This window comes from Bradyrhizobium sp. SZCCHNPS1003 (genome assembly GCF_032381555.1).
Lineage (GTDB): Bacteria > Pseudomonadota > Alphaproteobacteria > Rhizobiales > Xanthobacteraceae > Bradyrhizobium.
In genome coordinates, this window is sequence record NZ_JAUHIU010000001.1 from 176036 (window position 1) to 194941 (window position 18906).

General features: G+C 66.8%; 17 protein-coding genes. 8 read left to right on the plus strand and 9 right to left on the minus strand.

Translation table 11 applies throughout. The annotated features are described in order from the left end of the window. Window positions 1-38: 38 nt before the first annotated feature. Together QX126_RS00850 and QX126_RS00855 are read right to left on the minus strand one after the other, a co-directional pair. Window positions 39-1271, minus strand: a complete 1233-nt coding sequence (locus QX126_RS00850; protein ID WP_315778734.1) for a cytochrome P450 — start codon at window positions 1269-1271, stop codon at window positions 39-41. A 70-nt stretch (window positions 1272-1341) separates the two neighbouring features. Continuing rightward, entirely contained in the window at window positions 1342-2643 is a 1302-nt protein-coding gene (locus tag QX126_RS00855) for an MFS transporter (RefSeq protein ID WP_315778736.1), read from the minus strand. A 475-nt stretch (window positions 2644-3118) separates the two neighbouring features. Here QX126_RS00855 and QX126_RS00860 point away from each other — a divergent pair, with 475 nt between their 5' ends. Beyond that, complete coding sequence (locus tag QX126_RS00860; protein ID WP_315778738.1) at window positions 3119-4282, plus strand: IS110 family transposase; 1164 nt, start codon at window positions 3119-3121, stop codon at window positions 4280-4282. 511 nt (window positions 4283-4793) lie between these two features. Here QX126_RS00860 and QX126_RS00865 read toward each other — a convergent pair. The 4 genes from QX126_RS00865 to QX126_RS00880 all read right to left on the minus strand — a co-directional run bounded on the left by QX126_RS00865 (window position 4794) and on the right by QX126_RS00880 (window position 7592). Next, a complete protein-coding gene (locus QX126_RS00865; protein WP_315771425.1) occupies window positions 4794-4946 on the minus strand; it encodes a hypothetical protein in 153 nt (50 codons plus the stop codon). A 228-nt stretch (window positions 4947-5174) separates the two neighbouring features. Then, the gene (locus QX126_RS00870; protein WP_315736845.1) at window positions 5175-5987 is read right to left on the minus strand and encodes a class III extradiol ring-cleavage dioxygenase; all 813 of its coding nucleotides are present in this window, start codon (window positions 5985-5987) and stop codon (window positions 5175-5177) included. A 239-nt stretch (window positions 5988-6226) separates the two neighbouring features. Next, on the minus strand, window positions 6227-6661 hold the full coding sequence (locus QX126_RS00875) for a DoxX family protein (RefSeq protein ID WP_315778740.1): 435 nt from the start codon (window positions 6659-6661) through the stop codon (window positions 6227-6229). 232 nt (window positions 6662-6893) lie between these two features. After that, window positions 6894-7592, minus strand: coding sequence for an outer membrane protein (locus QX126_RS00880; protein WP_315736843.1), 699 nt, complete (start codon window positions 7590-7592; stop codon window positions 6894-6896). 354 nt (window positions 7593-7946) lie between these two features. Between QX126_RS00880 and QX126_RS00885 the strand changes: the two genes are divergently transcribed. From QX126_RS00885 to QX126_RS00900, 4 genes are all read left to right on the plus strand, one after another. After that, window positions 7947-8864: a LysR family transcriptional regulator gene (locus QX126_RS00885; protein WP_315778742.1), complete on the plus strand. Its 918-nt coding sequence runs from the start codon at window positions 7947-7949 to the stop codon at window positions 8862-8864. Between the two features lie 42 nt (window positions 8865-8906). Next, window positions 8907-10601 (plus strand): SulP family inorganic anion transporter, encoded by a 1695-nt coding sequence (locus QX126_RS00890; RefSeq protein WP_315778744.1) that lies wholly within the window; start codon window positions 8907-8909, stop codon window positions 10599-10601. Window positions 10602-10799: 198 nt separating this feature from the next. Beyond that, entirely contained in the window at window positions 10800-11030 is a 231-nt protein-coding gene (locus QX126_RS00895) for a hypothetical protein (RefSeq protein ID WP_315736839.1), read from the plus strand. A gap of 267 nt (window positions 11031-11297) precedes the next feature. Next, the gene (locus QX126_RS00900) at window positions 11298-11570 is read left to right on the plus strand and encodes a GCG_CRPN prefix-to-repeats domain-containing protein (protein ID WP_315736838.1); all 273 of its coding nucleotides are present in this window, start codon (window positions 11298-11300) and stop codon (window positions 11568-11570) included. 160 nt (window positions 11571-11730) lie between these two features. On the opposite strand, the gene QX126_RS00905 is transcribed toward QX126_RS00900, so the two are convergent. Further along, window positions 11731-13152, minus strand: coding sequence for an FAD-binding oxidoreductase (locus QX126_RS00905; RefSeq protein WP_315736837.1), 1422 nt, complete (start codon window positions 13150-13152; stop codon window positions 11731-11733). 72 nt (window positions 13153-13224) lie between these two features. Here QX126_RS00905 and QX126_RS00910 point away from each other — a divergent pair, with 72 nt between their 5' ends. After that, entirely contained in the window at window positions 13225-13731 is a 507-nt protein-coding gene (locus QX126_RS00910) for a thioesterase family protein (RefSeq protein WP_315736836.1), read from the plus strand. 16 nt (window positions 13732-13747) lie between these two features. On the opposite strand, the gene QX126_RS00915 is transcribed toward QX126_RS00910, so the two are convergent. Then, window positions 13748-15286, minus strand: coding sequence for a helix-turn-helix domain-containing protein (locus tag QX126_RS00915; RefSeq protein WP_315736835.1), 1539 nt, complete (start codon window positions 15284-15286; stop codon window positions 13748-13750). 159 nt (window positions 15287-15445) lie between these two features. On the opposite strand from QX126_RS00915, the gene QX126_RS00920 reads away from it, so the two are divergent. Continuing rightward, on the plus strand, window positions 15446-16285 hold the full coding sequence (locus QX126_RS00920; protein ID WP_315778746.1) for a class I SAM-dependent methyltransferase: 840 nt from the start codon (window positions 15446-15448) through the stop codon (window positions 16283-16285). A gap of 5 nt (window positions 16286-16290) precedes the next feature. Here the strand turns inward: QX126_RS00920 and QX126_RS00925 are convergent, their stop codons facing one another. Further along, on the minus strand, window positions 16291-17790 hold the full coding sequence (locus QX126_RS00925) for an amidase (protein ID WP_315778748.1): 1500 nt from the start codon (window positions 17788-17790) through the stop codon (window positions 16291-16293). A 262-nt stretch (window positions 17791-18052) separates the two neighbouring features. Here QX126_RS00925 and QX126_RS00930 point away from each other — a divergent pair, with 262 nt between their 5' ends. Then, on the plus strand, window positions 18053-18895 hold the full coding sequence (locus QX126_RS00930) for a roadblock/LC7 domain-containing protein (protein WP_315778750.1): 843 nt from the start codon (window positions 18053-18055) through the stop codon (window positions 18893-18895). Window positions 18896-18906 lie beyond the last annotated feature (11 nt).

Here is an 18906-nt window from a genome sequence, read left to right on the forward strand (position 1 = left end):
TTTCCGGGGGCGTTGCACAACTCCGTTAACGAAGATGGTTACCAGTGGGCCGGCAGCCGCTTGAGGCCGCGCAGCACGAAGGTCGGCCGCCATTCCGGGTTGTCCGGATCGTCCAGCTTCAGCTCCGGCAGCCGCCGCAGCAGGGTTCCGATCGCGATCTCGGCCTCGATCCGGGCAAGCTGCGCGCCCAGGCAATGGTGGATGCCGCCGCCGAACGACAGCGGCTTCACGTTTGGCCTGGTGATATCGAGCTGTTCCGGATTGTCCGGATACACGGCGGGATCGCGGTTGGTCGAGCCGAGCAGGCACAGCACGCTCTCGCCCGCAGGAATCCGCCGGCCGCCGAGATCCTCGATATCCTCGAGCGCGACCCGCCCGGTGAGCTGCACCGAGGAATCGTAGCGCAGGAACTCCTCGATCGCGTTGGTGATGAGCGCCGGCCGCGCCTTCAAGAGCGCCAACTGGTCCGGATTGCGGTGCAGCGCCAGCAGGCCGTTGCCAATCAGGTTGACCGTGGTCTCGTGCCCCGCGCCGAACAGCAGGATGATGTTGGCGGTGAGCTCCTCATGGCTGAGCTTGGCACCGTCCTCCTCGGCCTGCAGCAGCTGCGTCGTCAGGTCGTCGCCGGGATGTTTCCGGCGCAGCTCGAACAGGTGCTGGAAATACGCCTTGGACACGGCATTGCCGGCGTTGCCCTCGGCGATCTCGGCCTTGGACAGCGGCACCGGCTCGAGCAGCCGGCCGCCCTCGCGCGAGCTCTTGTAGAACGCCTCGCGATGCTCCTCGGGAATCCCGAGCATATCGCAGATCACGGTGACGGGCAGCTTGAACGCGAAGTCCTCGATCAGGTCCATCCGGCGCTGCGGGATCACCTGATCGAGCGTGCGGTCGACGATCTCCTGGATGCGCGGCCGCATGTCCTCGACCCGCCGCGCCGTGAACGCCTTCACGACCAGGCCGCGCAACCGGGTGTGGTCCGGCGGGTCCTGCTGCAGCATCCAATGCCGCATGCTCTGGAACACCGGCTCCTGCATGATGTCGGGACCGTAGCGCCGGATCGAACGCGCGACGAAGTCCTTGCCGAAGCGCTTGTCGCGCAGCACCAGGCTCGATTCCGCGTGCCGGCTGGCGAGGAACGCGCCGAACGGCGTCACATGCATCGGATCGTTGTCGCGCAGTTGCGCATAGAAGGGATAGGGGTCGCGGATGAACTCCGGCGACAGCGGATTGAACAGCGGCGCAGCCTTGGCGGCCTGGACATGCTCGTTCATGTGGTCCCTCCCTTGGATTGGCCGATTAGCTCACGGCCGCGCGGCGATGGCAAGTCGGCCGGATCACACATCACGCCGTGGCCCCTGCCGTCCTTAACCTGTGCAATTGGCCGGCGACGAGGCGGACCCTGCGGGGTGCCGCGATCCAGATCGCCGCCGCCGAGACGAAGGCGCCGAGGAAGGCGATCACGAAGCCCGGCGTGTAGCTCAGGGTGTAGTCATACAGCACGCCGGTCACCCACGGCCCTGCTGCGCCGCCGCACAGCCCGATCAGCATCAGCGTTCCGAAGATGCTGCCGAAATGCGCGCCCTGGAATATTTCCAGCGCGACCGCGCCCATCACCGAGGTCAGGCCGTAACCAAGCGCGCCCTGCGTCGCCACCATGACGTAGATCAGCACGAGCGACGGCGCGGCCTTGAGCGCGATCAGCGCGGCGAAGCAGATCGCGAAGCCGAGACAGCCTAATCCCCACACCGCCTCGCGCCCCAGACGATCCGACAAATGGCCGAGCGCGATCTGGCCGGGAATCCCGAGCAGGCTGACGGCCCCGAGCGCCCACACCGCGACGCTCGAGCTGAAGCCGATCTCGAGCAGGTATTTCGTCTGGTGCACCTGCACCGCGTACCAGACGTAGAGCCCGAAGAAATAGCCGAGCGCGAGCCACCAGAACCGGCCCGTGCGCAGCGCGCGCGACAACGTCCAGTCGGTGCCGGCCCAGGCGGCATCGACGATGTTGGAGACCGGCTTGGCCGCATTGGCGAGCGGCGCGACGTCGCCGTCGGGACGCAGGCCGATCTCCTCCGGCTTCTTGCGCAGCAGCAGATTGATCGGCGCCAGCACGACCAGCACGACGATGCCCATCGCGGTGCAGGCCGTCCGCCAGTTGGTCTGCGCGATCATATGCTGCACCCACGGCAACAGCGTCATCGAGCCGATGCCGACGCCGGCAAAGGCGATGCCGATCGCCAGCCCGCGGCGGCGGATGAACCAGTTCGGCAGGAACAGCGACTGGCCGGAATAGCCGAGGCAGACGCTGCCGGCGCCGACCATCACGCCGATGGTGATGTAGAGATGCCAGGGCTGCGAAGTCAGCGGCGCCAGCAACAGGCCGCCGGCCATCAGCGCGACGCCGAGTTCCATGACGGCCCGCGGGCCGGTGCGATCCATCAGCCGTCCGATCAGCGGACTGACGATTCCGGAGGCAACGAAGCCGAACGAGAACGCGCCGGCGGTGACGCCGCGGTCCCAGCCGAATTCGGCGAGGATCGGCGGATAGAACAGCGAGAACGCCGTGCGTGCATTGACGCCGACGGCCATCGTCACGAAGGTCACGGCGACGATGACCCAGCCATAATAGAACGGCAGGCGCATTGTTGTTTCACTCCCTGGTGCATCCTTCGCATCATCTGCATGCGGAGGGGTCAAGGATTTTCTACGCCGCGCCATCCCGTGTCAGTTACCTCCGAGGTCATGTGTGCGGCGCACAGATTGGAGGCAGCTCCTCTCCGCCGTCATTGCGAGCGCAGCGGCGCAACGAAGCAATCCAGACTCGTGCCGCGGAGAGATTCTGGATTGCTTCGCTGCGCTCGCAATGACGATTGTGGCGATAGCTTGAATCCGTCGATCGAACGCGCATCTATAATTCCGCGGCATGACATGCCCGGGCTGTGCAACGTCCGTTCACCCTCAATCAGGAGGGCGCAGGGAAGGCCGGGCGCTGGCCGCGCCCGTGGCCCGCCTGCTCAAAAAAATGCAGGCGGCAGGTACCACAGATCCTATGGGGCGGCGGGTGGTCAAGAAGGGTTAGGATTGGATTTCCGAACCATCCGGCCCTCGGAGGATCAAGATGATCAAGCTCGATCGCACTGACACACCCGCCGCGGCGGAGCATGCCACGGTTTACCTCGCGTTTGAACTGAGCAAAGCGAAATGGAAGCTCGGCGTGCTGCTTCCTGGCTCGCAGAAACTGAGCCGGTACACGATCGGCGGCGGTGACTTGGCCGCCTTGGCGGCCCGGCTTGCGGACATGCGCAAGAAGGCTGCGGCTGCCGCGGGCGGCCGGCCGGTGCGCATCCTGTCATGCTACGAAGCAGGCTTGGATGGCCACTGGCTGCACCGATGGCTGAGCGGACAAGGCATCGTCAATCATGAGGTCGACCCTTCCAGCATCGAGGTGAACCGTCGTGCCCGGCGCGCCAAGACCGACCGGATCGATCTGGAGAAGCTGATGCGGGCGTTCCTCGCCCATTTGCGGGGCGAGCCTCGGGTCTGCAGCATCGTCCACGTGCCAAGCGTCGAGGATGAGGATCGCAAGCGCCGTACCCGTGAACGTGATCGCCTGATCCAGGAGTGCACGGCTCACAGCAACCGCATCAAGGGACTGCTGCACGGCCAGGGCATTCGCGACGTCCACCCGCTCGATCGCTCGTTCCTGGAAAGCCTTGCCAGCCTGCGCACTGGCGACGGTCGTCCACTGCCGGTGCGGCTCAAGGAAGAGATCGTGCGCGAACACGAGCGACTGTGCCTGGTGGCACGGCAGCTCAAGGAGCTCGAGGCCAAAAGCAAAGCCGAGCTGTGCGCCGCTCGGCCCGGCTCGCCGGAAGCCAGGATCATGCAGCTCATGGATCTCAGGAGCATCGGCCCGGTCGGCGGCCAGAAGTTGGTCAACGAGGTGTTCTATCGCGACTTCGACAACCGTCGTCAGGTCGGCAGCTACTTTGGTCTCACCGGCACGCCCTATGACAGTGGCGAGCGCAGCCGTGAGCAGGGCATCAGCAAAGCCGGCAACCGGCGCGCCCGTGAGCTCGCGGTCGAGCTGGCGTGGCTATGGACCGTTCATCAGCCGGACAGCGCACTGACACGCTGGTTCCGCGAGCGGGTGCGCGACATCAAGGGACGCATCCGGCGAATTGCCATTGTCGCTCTGGCACGCAAGCTGATGGTGGCGCTGTGGCGCTATCTGGTGACCGGCGTTGTTCCCGAAGGCGCCGTGCTGCGTCCAACTTCGTAAACGGCTGCGCGCGCCATGACAGCCGACGTGAGCCAGGACCGACGCGTGACCGTGCTGAACCGGGGGCATAAACCTCCCGCTCTCACAGAGGGGTCCCGTCTTGACTGGGCCTTACCTTCCCCCGTGCATGAAAGATCAGGGTACCGGGCCTCGCGCCCGACCGGATACAAGGTGATGCGGTCGTTCCGCATTGTCGTTCACGGCCCAATCCTCGCATCACGTCCGGCCTGCCATCGCGACACCGCGCGTTGCGGGCGCGCCATGATGGCGCCAAGCTCGGCGCGCTCAAGGCCGCTGACGCGCCGCCTCCGGCGGTGGCCTTCGGCCAGCCTTGACCGCGCCTCTCCTTGGCGCCAAAGACCGCCCCCAACAAACGACGCCCCTCTTGACAACTTACTCCCCATACAAGGTTCAGCCGAGATCACCCGGCCCTCCCTGCGCGATGGTCTTCACGCTTATATGCAGGCTTCCTGGCGCTCGGCTTGTTGGCCGCCATGCGCGACAACGCGTTTCACGCGTTGCGCGGTGATACCAGCGTCGAGGTATCAGAACCCTGCAACTTCACGTCCGCAAGAGCATCGTTCGTCCGCACATCGAAAAGGACATGCTGCGAGTTCTCGCGGCCACCGCTCCCCGCCTCGCGTGTCGTGACGATCGCGCGCAACGCCCCTCCGCAAGTGAGGCGGGATGCGCGGAAGGATCGCGGTGATTTGCCCGACGACACAAGCGAAATCACCTGCGACATAGTAACCCGACGGGCAGGCAACGCTCCGCCATCGCTCGTGATTAGTAGAAGACGTCAGCCAATATCGAGATTTCGGGTTCAAGGCGAGCGGCCATCCCCCCGGAATGACGGCGGCTTGGACATTGCAGAACTAATGAGTTCAGCGGCTCACGCCGCTGCCCTCGCCTCGTCGACGCCATGGAACGCATAGACATCCATGCGCAGCACGCCGTAATTGGCGCTGTTGTGCAGGCGCTCGACGCGCCCGCCCTCGCCGGCCGCGCCCATCGCTGCGAACAGCGGCAGGAAGTGCTCGTCGGTCGGATGGTTGTCGCGCGCATGCGGAGCGAGACGGCGGTAGTCGACGAGATCGTCGACGCGGCCTTCGATCGCGGCGTTGTGCACCCAGTCGGCGAAGTCGACCACCCAGGACGGCGCGGGGTCGTCGATGTCGAGCCGGCGCTTGCGGAATTCGCCGAGATTGTGGGTGAAGCTGCCGCTGCCGATGATCAGCACGCCTTCCTCGCGCAAAGGCGCCAGCGCGCGGCCGAGTTCGAGATGATGCCTTGGACCGCGCTCGGTCTGGATCGAGAGTTGCAGCACCGGAATGTCGGCTTGCGGATACATCAGCAGCAGCGGCACCCAGGCGCCGTGATCGAGGCCGCGCGCGCGGTCGATGCCGACCGGCAGGCCGGCCGCCTGCAACCGCGCCGCCACGGCGTGCGCGAGATCGGGCGCGCCCGGCGCGGGATAGCGCAACTGATAGAGCTCACGCGGAAAGCCATAGAAATCGTGGATCGTCTCGTTGGCAGCGACCGCATTGACGGTGGGGATGTCGGTCTCCCAATGCGCCGAGATCACCAGGATCGCCTTCGGCCGCGGCAGGCTGTGGCCGAGACCGACGAGGAAGTCGCGGGCGGCCGAATCCGTGAGCGGCAGCATCGGCGAGCCGTGCGACAGGAAGATGCTGGGCAGGGTCATGTCATGGCTCCTGGTTCAATTGGTATCTCAGGTGGCGCCCCAAACTACAACTGTCGTCCCGGGCAAGCCCGAGCGTCGCATCGCGACGTTCGGGCGCCGACCCGGACCCATACCGCGTGATGTCGCGGCTGGAACAGACTGGTCGTCTCACCTGCCCCAAATAGCGCCCTGCGGTTATGGATCCCCGCGTTCGCGGGGATGACATCGAGATTGGGGCGATGGGCAACCGCCCCTCACCATCAATGCGCGCTGCGGAGCTGGCCGCCGGCAAGGCTACTCCGAAGGCCGCCGAGGGCGTAGGCGCCGTCGCCGAGCAGGGCCTGGACCACCAGGGTCACCGCCCAGAACGCCGGATACTCCCAGCCGCCCTTCGGATTGTTGAAGAAGAACCCCGCGGAGCCATGGACGGTGAAGATGGCGCCGAGCAGGATCGGCACGGCGGCGAGCGCCACCCAGCGGGTGTAGATGCCGAGGATCAGCGCGATGCCGGCGAGGATCTCGGCCGTGATGACGAGGTAGGCGAGCTCGGGCGGCAGGCCGATGCTGCCGAAGAATTTTGCAGTGCCGGCCGGGCTGAACACGAACAGCTTGAGGCTGGCATGGGCCAGGAACAAGCCACCCAGCGTCAGGCGAAGCAGCAGGGCGGCGTAGGGTGCAGTGCGCGAATCGATCATCTCGGGCTCCCAATGGATAGTGCCGAGACATAGATCATTCCCTGGGAGACGATAATCTGGCCGCCAGGAAAGACAGCTCAAACCATTGAGGTGAGGTGGCAGGCGGTTCGTCGTGGACGTACCGCCTTACGCACCGACGCCACGGCGCCTCGAATGCCGACGCCCCGTTCGTCCACCGTTGCATGACGCCGACATGCCTCCGGAAACCGGGGGCACATGCCGCCGCTCCCGATCAGAACCGGTAGCTCGCGCCAACGCGGATCAGGTGGAGTTCGTTCTTGAAGTCGGCACGGTTGCCGTCGCGATTGAACAGCGTCACGTTGCCGTAGTCGGTGTAGACATATTCACCGCGTCCGACCCAGTTGCTGGTGAAGGCGTATTCGACACCGACGCCTGTCGTGAGGCCGGCTTTCACCTGATCCTCCCACACCACCTGCTCGCCGGCGTTGCGGCCCTTTTGGATATTGTTGGTCAAGTTGGCGATGCCGACACCGAGCGTGCCGAAGACCAGCAAGCGGTCGAACGCATAGCCGGCGCGCGCGCGGACCGAGCCGAACATGCCGTATTTGGCGTAGGACGAATCGTTGTCGAAGATGTCGTTGCTCTGCGACGCGGTGGACCGGCCGAGATCGACCTCGGCGCCGACCACGAAGCGATTGGCGAACTGATAATTGTAGCCGCCATAGAGGCCGAAGGCCACGCCATCAGCGCCCTCCTCGGCATGGCCGTGATTGTTGTTGCGATAGAAGTCGATGGTCCACAGCCCGTGCGCGCCCCCGGCGAATGCGCCGGCATAGAAGCCGGTCCAATTGTAGTACGGGGCATCGTAGACTGCTACGGGCCGCTGGACCCTGAAATCTCCTGCCTGCGCGACCGTGCCGGCAAGCAGGACGCCACAGGCGGCAACAGCAAGAGTGTACACTGCTTTCATCAACCCATCCTCACAAACTCAATACATGTGCAAGCGAGTGCATCCCCAGAAGGCGCTCGCGCGGGGCGGAAACTGAAAACGAAGTCGGGCACCAAGTTGACCCGCTTTGGGTCAGGAAGTGATCAAATGCGGCATTGTTCGGGACTGCACTGTGGCGCGGCAACTGATACCGGCGAGAACCCGAATTTGTTGCGACATCTTTTCACTTGCAGTGCGATGACGCGAAGGCAGCGCGACTGATTCGCGCCATCGTTATGACGGACGCCCACCCCCGCCCCCGTCCGCAAGAGTGACGATTCCCCGCACCTCACGAGTCTGCTAGCGAGACACCTCACACCCGGCGAGTGAGGCTGAATGCTGGACCGTCTGACTGGACTGGAAGTGATGTCGCGGATCGCCAGTTCTGGCAGCCTGTCGGCGGCCGCGCGTGCGCTTGGCATGTCGCCAACGATGGTCACGAAACATCTGGCAGCGCTGGAGACGCGACTCGGCACCAAGCTGTTTCACCGCACCACGCGCCGGCTGACCATCACCGAGGCCGGACGCCGCTATCTCGACCTTGCCGAGCGGGTGCTCGGCGATTTCGAAGCGGCCGAGAGCGCGATCGCGGCCGACCGCGTCGAGCCGCGCGGCCTGTTGCGGCTCAATGTCCCGCTCGCCTTCGGCACGCGCCAGATCGCGCCGCTGCTTGCAAGCTTCGCCGCGCTCTATCCCGGCGTCAGCGTCGAGCTCGGCCTCAACGACCGGCTCGTCGACCTGATCGAGGAAGGCTGGGATCTCGCGATCCGCATCGGCACGCTCAAGGATTCCAGCCTGGTGGCGCGGCGGCTGGCGCCGTGCCGGATGATGGTCTGCGCGGCGCCGTCCTATCTCGCCGCCCATGGGACGCCGCGCACCACGGCCGATCTCGCCGACCACAACTGCCTCGGCTATACGCTGGCGGCGGCCGGCCCGTCGCGCTGGCGCATGGGCGGCAAGGCGGCGGTCGACGTCACCGTGAGCGGCAATCTGCGCGCCAACAATGGCGATGCGCTGCTCGCCGCCGCCCTGGCCGGACAGGGCGTGATCTACCAGCCGACCTTCATCGTCGGCGACGAGATCCGCGCAGGACGGCTGGTGCCGCTGACGCTCGACGTGCCGCCCTCGGACCTGCTGGCGGTGCATGCCGTCTACCTGCCGGATCGCACGCCATCGGCCAAGGTGCGCGCCTTCATCGACCACCTCGCCGCGGCGTTCGCGCCCGAGCCACCTTGGGATCGCGATCTTGCGTGAGCGGACGAACAGCTCGGCCGCGATGCACTCGGAGACATCGACATGAGCGAGCAACCACGCCACGACGGCAATCATCATTGGCCGATGCTCCGCTCCCTGCGAGGCTGGCGGATCAGCGCCCTGCCCGCCGATCTCGCCGCCGGGCTGACGCTGGCGGCGATCGCGATTCCCGAGCAGATGGCGACCGCCAAGCTCGGCGGCTTCACGCCCGAGACCGGCTTCTTCGCCTTCATGGCGGGATCCCTGGGGTTCGCGCTGTTCGGCGCCAACCGCTTCCTGTCCTGCGGCGCCGATTCCACGATCACGCCGATCTTCGCCGGCGGCCTGGCGCTGCTCGCGACCAGCGGCACGCCCGAATACGGCAGCCTGGCCGCGGCGCTGGCGCTGCTGGTCGGGGTCATGCTGGTGCTGGCCGGCGGCTTCAGGCTCGGCGGCATCGCCAACGTGCTGTCGGTGCCGGTCACCGTGGGCTTCCTGGCCGGCATCGCCGTGCACATCATCGTCTCGCAATTGCCGGGCGTGCTCGGCCTGCCGTCACCGAGCGGGCCAACGCTGGCGCGGATCGCCACCTTGGCGGGCGAACTCGGCAAGGCCAACGCGTACACGATGCTCATCGGCTTCGGCGTGCTCGCGACCATCACGGTCTGCGAGCGGATCAGCGCCCGCATACCCGGCGCGCTGATCGCGCTCGCGGCCTCGACCTTGTTCGTGGTGTCGGCCGGGAGCGGCGTGCCCGTCATCGGCGAGATCGCCGGCACGGTGCCGATGCCGTCCGTGCCGCTGATCGGACCGGAACAATGGGCGAAGCTGATCCCGCTCGCCTTCCTGATCGCGGTCGTGGTGATGGTGCAGACATCGGCGACGACGCGCTCGTTCCCTTCCGATCCCGATCGGTCGGCCGATGTCGACCGCGACTTCCTCGGCGCCGGTGCCGGCAGCCTGCTCGCCGGATTGTTCGGCGCGTTTCCGGTCAATGCCAGTCCGCCGCGCACCGGCATCGTGGTCGAGACCGGCGGCCGGTCCCAGGTCGCGGGCCTGCTCGCCGCCGCGATCGTGCTGCTGCTCGTGCTGTTCGGAGCCCGACTGCTTGCGAATGTGCCGGAAGCGGCGCTCGGCGGCGTGCTGCTGTTCGTCGCACTACGCATCATCCGCGTCGCGCAGATCACAAGCGTCTATCGCGCGTCCAAGGGCGAGTTCCTGCTCATCCTGGCGACCGCGGTGGCGATCGTCGCGCTGCCAATCGAGCAGGGCGTCGCGCTCGGCATTGCGCTGTCGCTGCTGCACGGCATCTGGAGCACGACACGCGCCCACCTCATCGCCTTCCAGCGCGTGCCGGACACGACGATCTGGTGGCCGGCGCATCCGCAGATCAAGGGCGAGGAGCTGTCCGACATCGCCGTGGTCGGCTTCCAGGCCCCGCTCAGCTTCCTCAATGCAGCGACGTTCCGCGCCGACATGCAGCGCCTGCTGCGCAGCCGCAAGCCGCGGCTGGTGGTGTTCGAGGCCAGCGCCATCGTCGAGATCGATTTCACCGCCGCGCAGACCCTGCGCGACGTGATCCATATCTGCAACGAGACCGGTATCGTGTTCGCGGTGGCGCGGCTGGAGTCGCTGCGGTCCCAGGAAGCCTTCGAACGGTTCGGCCTGTACGATGTGCTGCCGCGGGATCGCGTGTTCCACAGCGTCGATCACGCGCTGCGGAAGCTGCGCAGCAGTGCCTCGGATGTGCACGCTTGAGGGAATGGCGGCACGAGCGCCGCCGTGGTCGACGACGACTCCGGGGCAAGCGGACGCTTGCGCTCTGCGCAGTGACCTCGTGATACAAACCGTTACACGTTGCGGCGACGGTCGACATATGCCCGCTAAATTCATCGGCGAGACAACCGCCTCACGAGGCCCGGCGCGTCGGCCGCGGCGAGAGAGGAATCATCGATCATGCACAAGCTGCTTCCGCTGCTGTTGATAGTCATCTCCAGCACCGCCGCCCAGGCTCAGGACAGGAGCGCCATGCGCCAGGCCTGCGGCGACGATGTGCGTACGCTCTGTACTGGAATCATGCCGGGCGGCGGCCGCATCAAGCAATGCATGATCGAGAAGTTCGACAAGCTCTCCGACGGCTGCAGGACGGCGCTGAAGGACGCAAAGGCGCAGCAAGGCGGCAAATGATGCCGCCTGCGACGAAAGCCAGCAGGACGCGTCGCTGATCGTTCATGTTCCTTGCAGCGAATGTCTGCTAGAACACCGCACGACGGCGACCAAACTGCAGCGATGCGCCACATGATCAGCAGAGCTGCATCGCGCGATCGGTGTCATGGAGATCTCTGTGGTACCAGGAAGAGGTTTCGCGGCGTCGAGAAAATTGCGAAACCAAAACCTGTCCGACGACGTCTAAGGACTACACTGCTTCGAAACCAACGAGAGGACCGCACTGCAATGCGCAATCTGTTCACCTCCGCCCTGCTCGCCGCGACCGTCATGTTGGGCGCGTCGGCCGCGCAGGCCTTCACGCTGCCGGCCCAGCCGGCTGCTCCGGACAGCAATGTCGAGCGCGTCGCCGGCGGCTGCGGTCCCGGCTGGTTCCCGGACCGCTGGGGCCGTTGCCGGCCCGCCCCGCGCGTCTATCGCCCCTATGGCTATGGCGGCTTCGGCCCGCGCACCTGCTGGGTGCGGCCGACCCCGTGGGGACCGCGCCGCGTCTGCCGTTGATCTGAACGGAAACAAAATGCCGCCGCGTGTCGAACGCGGCGGCATTTTCTATTTGGCGAATCGTCACGCGATCCGACATCTCCCCGCATGGAGGGAGATGTCAGCAGCGGCCCTGCGCGCCGGACCCAAATCCGAAACTCAGCTCGGCTTGGATTGCCAATCAGCGCGCCGGGATGATCTTGCCGGGATTGAAGATGTTCTGCGGATCGAGCGCCTGCTTCACCGCGCGCATCGCATCGAGCGCTTCCGGGCCGAGCTCGGACTCGAGATATTTCTGCTTGCCCTGGCCGATGCCATGCTCGCCGGTGCAGGTGCCGTCCATGGCCTGCGCGCGCTCGACGAGGCGATGCATGAACTCGTCGCCGCGCGCCATCTCATCGGCATCGTCGACATCGCACATCAAGGAGCAGTGGAAATTGCCGTCGCCGACATGGCCGACGATCGGCGAGGTCAGCTTGAGACGCGCGAGATCCTCCTCGGTCTCGGTGACGCAATCGGCGAGCCGCGAGATCGGCACGCAGACATCGGTCGCGACCACGCCGACGCCGGGCCGGATCGCCTTCACCGACCAATAGGCGTCGTGACGCGCCTGCCAGAGCTTGGTGCGGTCCTCGGGCTTGGTGGTCCAGGCGAAGTCGCCGCCGCCGCACTCGCGCGCGATCTCGGCGAAGTTCTTCGACTGCTCGGCGACCTCGGCCGCGCTGCCGTGGAATTCGAGCAGCAGCAGCGGCGTCTCCGGCAAGGTCAGCTTGGAATAGGCGTTGCACGCCCTGACCTGCGCGGCGTTGAGCAGCTCGATGCGCGCCATCGGAATGCCGGTCTGGATCGCGAGGATCGTCGCCTGGCAGGCGCCGCGCACGGTCTCGAACGAGCACGACGCCGCGGCGATCGTCTCCGGGATGCCGCGCAGGCGGATGGTCATCTCGCAGATGATGCCGAGCGTGCCCTCGGCGCCGATGAACAGGTGCGTCAAATCGTAGCCGGCGGCGGACTTCTTGGCGCGGGTGCCGGTCTTGATGATCTCGCCATCGCCGCGCACGACCTTCAGCGCCAGCACGTTCTCGCGGATGGTGCCGTAGCGCACGGCATTGGTGCCGGAAGCCCGCGTCGAGGCCATGCCGCCGAGCGAAGCGTCGGCGCCGGGATCGATCGGGAAGAACAGGCCCTGGTCGCGCAGATATTCGTTCAGGGTCTTGCGGGTGATGCCGGGCTGGATCACGCAGTCGAGGTCCTCGGCGTGCACCTCCAGCACCTTGTTCATGTCGCGCATGTCGATACAGATGCCGCCGGCCGGCGCATTGACCTGGCCCTCCAGCGAGGTACCAGTGCCGAACGGAATGATCGGCACACCCAGTGGCGCGCAGATCCGGACGACGTCCTGGATGTCGGCCGTCTCCTGCGCCAGCACCACGCCATCCGGCGGCTGCGTCGGCAGCCAGGTCGTGGTATGGCCATGCTGCTCGCGCACGGCCTGCGAGGTGATAAGCCTGTTGCCGAAGCGGGCCGCGAGCGCGTCGAGCGCACTTTTCAGCGCCTCCGGCGCGGGCCGCTTCAAATCGTGATGGGGGATCGTCGTCGCCACTGCTTCCTCCGAGAGTTGGGCGGACCGTGACAAAGGACGATCAAGGGGTCAAGGGAGCAAACGGAAGAGCCGATGAGCGATAATGCAGTGCCCGCAGCGCAAGGCGCCGGACCGTTTCTGTCACAGGTCATGCAGATCGAGCCGCAATGGATCGACTACAACGGCCACCTCAACATGGCCTATTACAACGTGATGTTCGACCGCGCGATCGACCAGATCTGGGCCGAGCTCGGCATTGGACCTGCCTACATGACGGAGCGCCAGGGCTCGACCTTCACCGCCGAATGCCACGTGCGCTATTTGCGCGAGATTCATCTCGGCGATCCCGTTGTGGTCGCGGTCTGGCTGATCGCCGCCGACGAGAAGCGGCTGCACACCTTCGAGGAGCTGCGCCATGCCGAGGAAGGCTGGGTCTCCGCCACCTCGGAGAACATGTCGGTGCACATCGACATGACCAAGCGCAAGGTCGCGCCGTTTCCGCCGGACATCCAGGCCAACATCGCCCGCGTGCTGCAGGCGCATGCCACGCTACCGCGGCCCGACGGGCTCGGCCGCGCCATCGGCATGCCGAAGAGATGACGGTGACCGGCCGCCGCTACGCCGGCAGGCCGGCGTCGGACAATCCCTCGAATACCCGGGCCGAATAGGCGTCCGGCAGCGGCGGCATGCCGCGCTGGACCTCGGCCAGGGTCAGGTCCGGATAGCCGGCACGCAGCGCCTGCAGGCTGCGCAGGGCTTCCGGCCGCTCACCCGCCAGCACGTGGGACGGGCACATGGTCCGGTGCACCCACAGCGACGACGGATGCTCGCGCAGGCCGCGCTGCTGCCAGCGCGCCGCCTCCGCGTAGGTGCCGGCGGCGAAATGCGCGCAGCCGATTCCAATGAGGGCGTTGAAGGCGAGCGGGTCCTGCGGCGCGAGATCCAGCGCAATCCGAAAGCGCTCGATCGCCGACGCGGCATCGCCGCGATAGACATCGAGCCAGCCGCTGCGGCTCCAGGCCCAGGCGGCACCGCCATCCAGCGCGAGCGCCCGGCCCACCACCTGCTCGGCCTCGGCGAGCTCATCCAGCAGGGTGAGCGCATTGCCGAGCACGCACAGCACGGTCGCATCCGCGAGCTCGGTCGGCACGCGCTGCGCCAGGGCGCGACCAAGCTGCCGATCCTGCCCGGGCGCGGTGCCGAAATGATAGACCGCGCGCTGGCCGTAGGCCCAGGCCGCGAGCGCCGTGGCCAGGGCATGACGGGGATCGCGGGCGATGGCCTGATGCAGCAGCTCGAGCGCACTGCGGTTGCCGTCGGCGTCGAGCGACAGCACGCCGGGCATGGCGCGCAGCGCGAGATCCTGCGCGGTCAGATCCTCGTCCGGTTTGCGCAGCGCCCGATCGATCTCGGCGCGGCGCAGGCTTTGCAGCAGCGATGCCGCCACGCGGGCGGCCAACCGTTCGTGACTGTCGGCCTCCCACCGCAGCATGACCTCGCCGCGATGCGCCCATATCAGCCCGCCGCTGTCCTGGTCGATCAGCTGCAGCAGCAGCCGTGACGCGCCATCCCGACCGTGGAGCGACGCGTTCATGCGGTAGCGCGCCGCGCGCGGCTGGGTCGTCACGGCAAATCCCGCGCGGGTCAGCGCCAGCGTGAGCTCGGCCGCGAGGTCGTCCGCCAGCTCGCGCACGCTCGGATCGGTGGCGATCATGGCGAAGGCGATGGTCGGCCGGTCGCGTACCGGCGCAATGGTGGTGCGCGACGCGGCGAGCTGCGCCATCAAGACCGCCTGCCGCCTCAGGGTTTCCGACGGCGTCTCGCCGTGGCAGCGACGATAGCCGGCGGCGAAGCGGCCGTAATGCGGGAAGCCGCAGCGCAGAGCGACGTCCATCACCTTCTCGCCGGCGCGCCCCTGCAGAAACTCGACACGGGCGCGCGCGTAGCCGAGCTCCTGCCGGACCATTTGCGGCGACCGGCCGATCGACCTGACGAACTGGCGCTGCAAGGTCCGTCCGGAAACGCCGGCAATCTTCGCCAGATCGGCCAGCGTCCAGCGCCGCCCGAGGTCGTCATGCATCGCTTCGAGCGCGCGGCGTACGCTGCGTGGCAAAGGCTGCCGCGCCGCCAGGGGAACCTGATCTCCGTCCATCATGCGACGACGTCCAATTGCCTATGGGTCATCGGCGGCGCTCGAAAAGTTCACGATCCGGATGGCCGTGTCGCGATCTGGATAGCGCTGCCCGAGCCCTGCCGCGTACGTCTCCACACATCAGCGCGCGCAACAGCGCTGCATTCTCCGGAGGAGACCATCATGACCGCATCAGCTGCAATTCAGGCCGGCGTGACCGCAGAGCCGGATTTCACCGCGCTCAAGGCACGCCAGCACAGCGCGTGGTCGTCCGGCGACTACGCCATCGTCGGCAACACGCTGCAGATCGTCGGCGAGGAACTCTGCGAGGCGCTTGACATCCGCGCCGGCCAGAAGGTGCTCGACGTGGCCGCCGGCAACGGCAACGTCACATTGGCTGCGGCGCGGCGCTGGTGCAAAGTCGTCTCGACCGACTACGTGCCTGCCCTGCTCGACCGCGGTCGCCAGCGTGCCGCCGCCGACGGCCTGTCCGTGCAGTTCCAGGAGGCCGATGCCGAGGCGCTTCCGTTCGGCGATGGCACGTTCGACGTGGTGGTCTCGACATTCGGCGTGATGTTCACGCCCCGGCAGGAGCGCGCCGCCGCCGAGCTCACCCGGGTATGCCGCAGCGGCGGCAAGATCGGCCTGGCCAATTGGACCCCCGACGGCTTCATCGGCCAGTTGTTCAAGACGCTCGGCAAATATCTGCCACCGCCCGCCGGCGCCAAATCGCCGGCGCTGTGGGGCACCGAGGCACGCATCCGAGAGATGTTCGCCGATGCCGCCGACATTCGCTGCCATCGGCGTCATTTCGCGATGCGCTACCGCTCGCCTGAGCATTTCGTCGACGTGTTCAAGACCTACTATGGTCCGGTGCTCAAGGCCTTCGCTGCGCTTGATGGCGACCGCCAGGCCGATCTCAAGCGCGACATGCTGGCGCTGATCGGGACGCTCAATCGCGCCGAGGACGGCACGATGGTGGTGCCGTCGGAGTATCTCGAAGTGGTCATCATCAAGCGCTGAGATCGTCAGCTCTGCACCACCCAGTCGGGCAAGCGGTCGAACCAGGGCTGCACCTGCTCGAGCTGGCGGGCGAGCTGCAACAGCCGTGTCTCGTCGCCGAGCCGGCCCGTGAACTGCACGCCGAGCGGCAGGCCGTCGGCGGTCCAGTGCAGCGGCACGCTCATCGCCGGCGTGCCCGTGAGATTGGCGAGCTGCGTGAACGGGACGTATTGCAGGCTGTCGCGGGCGATCTTGTCGATCATGCCGTCGAGCACGCCCGAGCGCGTCAACAGCCCGAGCAGGCCGATGCGGTCGAGCATGTCGAGCAGGGTCTGCTCGGCGGTCGAGGGATCGCCCTGGCCGTGCCGGATCGGCGGATGCGCGAGCGTCGGCGTCAGCAGCAGATCGTAGCGCAGATGGAAGCGGGCAAGCGCGCGCGCGAAGCCGTTCCATTTCAGCAGCTGCGCGGTCAGCGCGCCCGCCGAGATCGCGCCGCCCAGCGTCGACAGCACCCGCGTCAGCAGCTCGAACTCCTCGCGCTTCGCGCCCTTGCCGCGCGCATCGGCCACCAGCGCCGCGACCTGGCCGAAATAGATGTGCAGGAACGAGGTCGCGAGCGCGGCGCCGTCGATGTCGGGGGTGGCCTCCTCGACCTCGTGACCGAGGCCCTGCAGCAGCTTCACCGCGTTGTCGACCGCGAGCTTCGCTTCGGCGTGCACCTCCGTGCCGATCGGCGACGCCGTCGTGTAGCCGATGCGCAGGCGGCCGGGATCGTGGGCAACCGCATTGGCGTAGACCACGCCGGGCTCGGCGGTGAGAAAAGGATCGCCCGGCTCACTGCCCGCGATGACGTCGAGCGCGAGCGCGGTGTCGCGCACGCTGCGCGAGAGCACGCCTTCACAGGAGGCGCCGAACCAGTACTCGCCGAAGCCCGGGCCCGACGAGACCAGGCCGCGCGACGGCTTCAGCCCGAACAGGCCACAGCAGGCGGCGGGAATGCGGATCGAACCGCCGCCGTCATTGCCGGCGGCCATCGGCACGACGCCCGAAGCGACCGCCGCCGCAGCGCCGCCGCTGGAGCCGCCCGGCGTATGCGCGGGATTCCAGGGGTTGCTGACGCGGCCGAAGGCGCGGGAGTCGCTGACGCCCTTCAGCGCGAGCTCCGGCAGGTTGGTCTTGCCGAAGATCACGAGGCCGGCTTCGAGATACCGCCTGACGACCGAGGCATGCTCGCCGGCGACGAAACCGGACAGCGCCTTGCTGCCATAGGCCGTCGGAAGGCCCGCATAGTCCTGGGCGCAGTCCTTGATCAGGAACGGCACGCCGGTGAGCGGGCCGTTGGCAGGCTTGGCGAGCTGCGCACGGGCCTCGCGCTCCATCAGCCTGCAGACGGCGTTGGTCCTCGGCTGGGCCAGCTCGTGCTGCGCCAGCGCGAGCTGCAGCAGCTCCGCCGTATTGGTCTCGCCGCCCTTCACCGCGGCGGCAAGCGCCGTCGCATCGCGCCGCACATAGTCCCGGACGTTCACATTGCCCTCCCCCGTACTGCAATTCGCCGCCGTCATCGTAGCTGATTCTGGTTGCAACAGAGGCGCAGTTGCGCCGAACGCGGCATCAATCGGGCGCAACGATGGCAATCGTGGCGGCACGATGGTCGACCCTGGTCGACCTGACGGCCGGATTGCGCAGCTTGGTCCCGAATCTAGTTAATTTGATTCAGATCATTCGTCGCGTCTCTTGTGCCGACCTAACCTTACGCATCGTTAGTTGCGTAGAGTTGACGAGAGAGCGATGGGACGCCTCGCAAGCCTGCTGAGCCGAGCGCACGGTCCGCATGAGGATGCGGCAGCCGTTCCTGTGACCACCGCCGACTACTTCATCCTGCTGTCGCGCGCGATGGAGAATCTGCCGGATTCCTCCCCCGAGCGCCGCGCCGAAGTCTACCAGTCGGCACGCCAGGCGCTGGTGACCCAGTTGCAGGCGATGGATCCGCCGGTCTCGCGCTCACGCATCAAGGCCGAGCAGCGCGCGCTCGACGATGCGGTTGATACGATCGAAACGCGCGCGCTGACGGCGCCGGACGGCAGTCCGGAACAAACGACGACGCTGGTCCCGGACGACGCGCTGCATCCCTCCTCCTCCATTGCTGCACACCCCGACATTCCGACCGCTTCCGTTTCAACAGCTCAAGATGACACCCAGGATCCCGCCATGGCTCAAAGTCAGTTTCATTCCAAGTTTGCCCCGCGCGCCGTCGAGGAGAAGCCGATGTCACGACTCGATGAAATCAACCGGGTGCTGCGCAAGCTGCAGAGCGACTCGTTCGGGGTCGAGGCCTGCGCGCTGATCTCGGAGGACGGGCTGATGATCGCGAGCGTGCTCGCGGCCGACATGGAGGAGACGCGGGTCGCCGGCATGACCGCGACCTTGCTGTCGCTCGGCGGCCGCGCCGCCATGGAGCTCGGCCGCAGCCATCTGCAGGAGGTCATCATCCGCGGCGAGTCCGGCTATGCCGTGCTGGTCAGCGCCGGCCGCGGCGCGCTGCTGCTCGCGCTCACCAACGAGAACAGCAAGCTCGGGCTCACCTTCTTCGACATGCGCGAAGCCGTCCGGTCGCTGCAGAAGGTGCTGTAGCGCACCGTCGT

What these genes read in the sequence shown, in the direction of transcription:
- QX126_RS00870 (WP_315736845.1), bottom strand. Translation starts at nt 5,987, where the DNA reads ATGACCCTGCCCAGCATCTTCCTGTCGCACGGCTCGCCGATGCTGCCG.
- QX126_RS00860 (WP_315778738.1), top strand. Translation starts at nt 3,119, where the DNA reads ATGATCAAGCTCGATCGCACTGACACACCCGCCGCGGCGGAGCATGCC.
- QX126_RS00915 (WP_315736835.1), bottom strand. Translation starts at nt 15,286, where the DNA reads ATGATGGACGGAGATCAGGTTCCCCTGGCGGCGCGGCAGCCTTTGCCA.
- QX126_RS00930 (WP_315778750.1), top strand. Translation starts at nt 18,053, where the DNA reads ATGGGACGCCTCGCAAGCCTGCTGAGCCGAGCGCACGGTCCGCATGAG.
- QX126_RS00900 (WP_315736838.1), top strand. Translation starts at nt 11,298, where the DNA reads ATGCGCAATCTGTTCACCTCCGCCCTGCTCGCCGCGACCGTCATGTTG.
- QX126_RS00895 (WP_315736839.1), top strand. Translation starts at nt 10,800, where the DNA reads ATGCACAAGCTGCTTCCGCTGCTGTTGATAGTCATCTCCAGCACCGCC.
- QX126_RS00910 (WP_315736836.1), top strand. Translation starts at nt 13,225, where the DNA reads ATGAGCGATAATGCAGTGCCCGCAGCGCAAGGCGCCGGACCGTTTCTG.
- QX126_RS00855 (WP_315778736.1), bottom strand. Translation starts at nt 2,643, where the DNA reads ATGCGCCTGCCGTTCTATTATGGCTGGGTCATCGTCGCCGTGACCTTC.
- QX126_RS00880 (WP_315736843.1), bottom strand. Translation starts at nt 7,592, where the DNA reads ATGAAAGCAGTGTACACTCTTGCTGTTGCCGCCTGTGGCGTCCTGCTT.
- QX126_RS00850 (WP_315778734.1), bottom strand. Translation starts at nt 1,271, where the DNA reads ATGAACGAGCATGTCCAGGCCGCCAAGGCTGCGCCGCTGTTCAATCCG.
- QX126_RS00890 (WP_315778744.1), top strand. Translation starts at nt 8,907, where the DNA reads ATGAGCGAGCAACCACGCCACGACGGCAATCATCATTGGCCGATGCTC.
- QX126_RS00885 (WP_315778742.1), top strand. Translation starts at nt 7,947, where the DNA reads ATGCTGGACCGTCTGACTGGACTGGAAGTGATGTCGCGGATCGCCAGT.
- QX126_RS00920 (WP_315778746.1), top strand. Translation starts at nt 15,446, where the DNA reads ATGACCGCATCAGCTGCAATTCAGGCCGGCGTGACCGCAGAGCCGGAT.
- QX126_RS00875 (WP_315778740.1), bottom strand. Translation starts at nt 6,661, where the DNA reads ATGATCGATTCGCGCACTGCACCCTACGCCGCCCTGCTGCTTCGCCTG.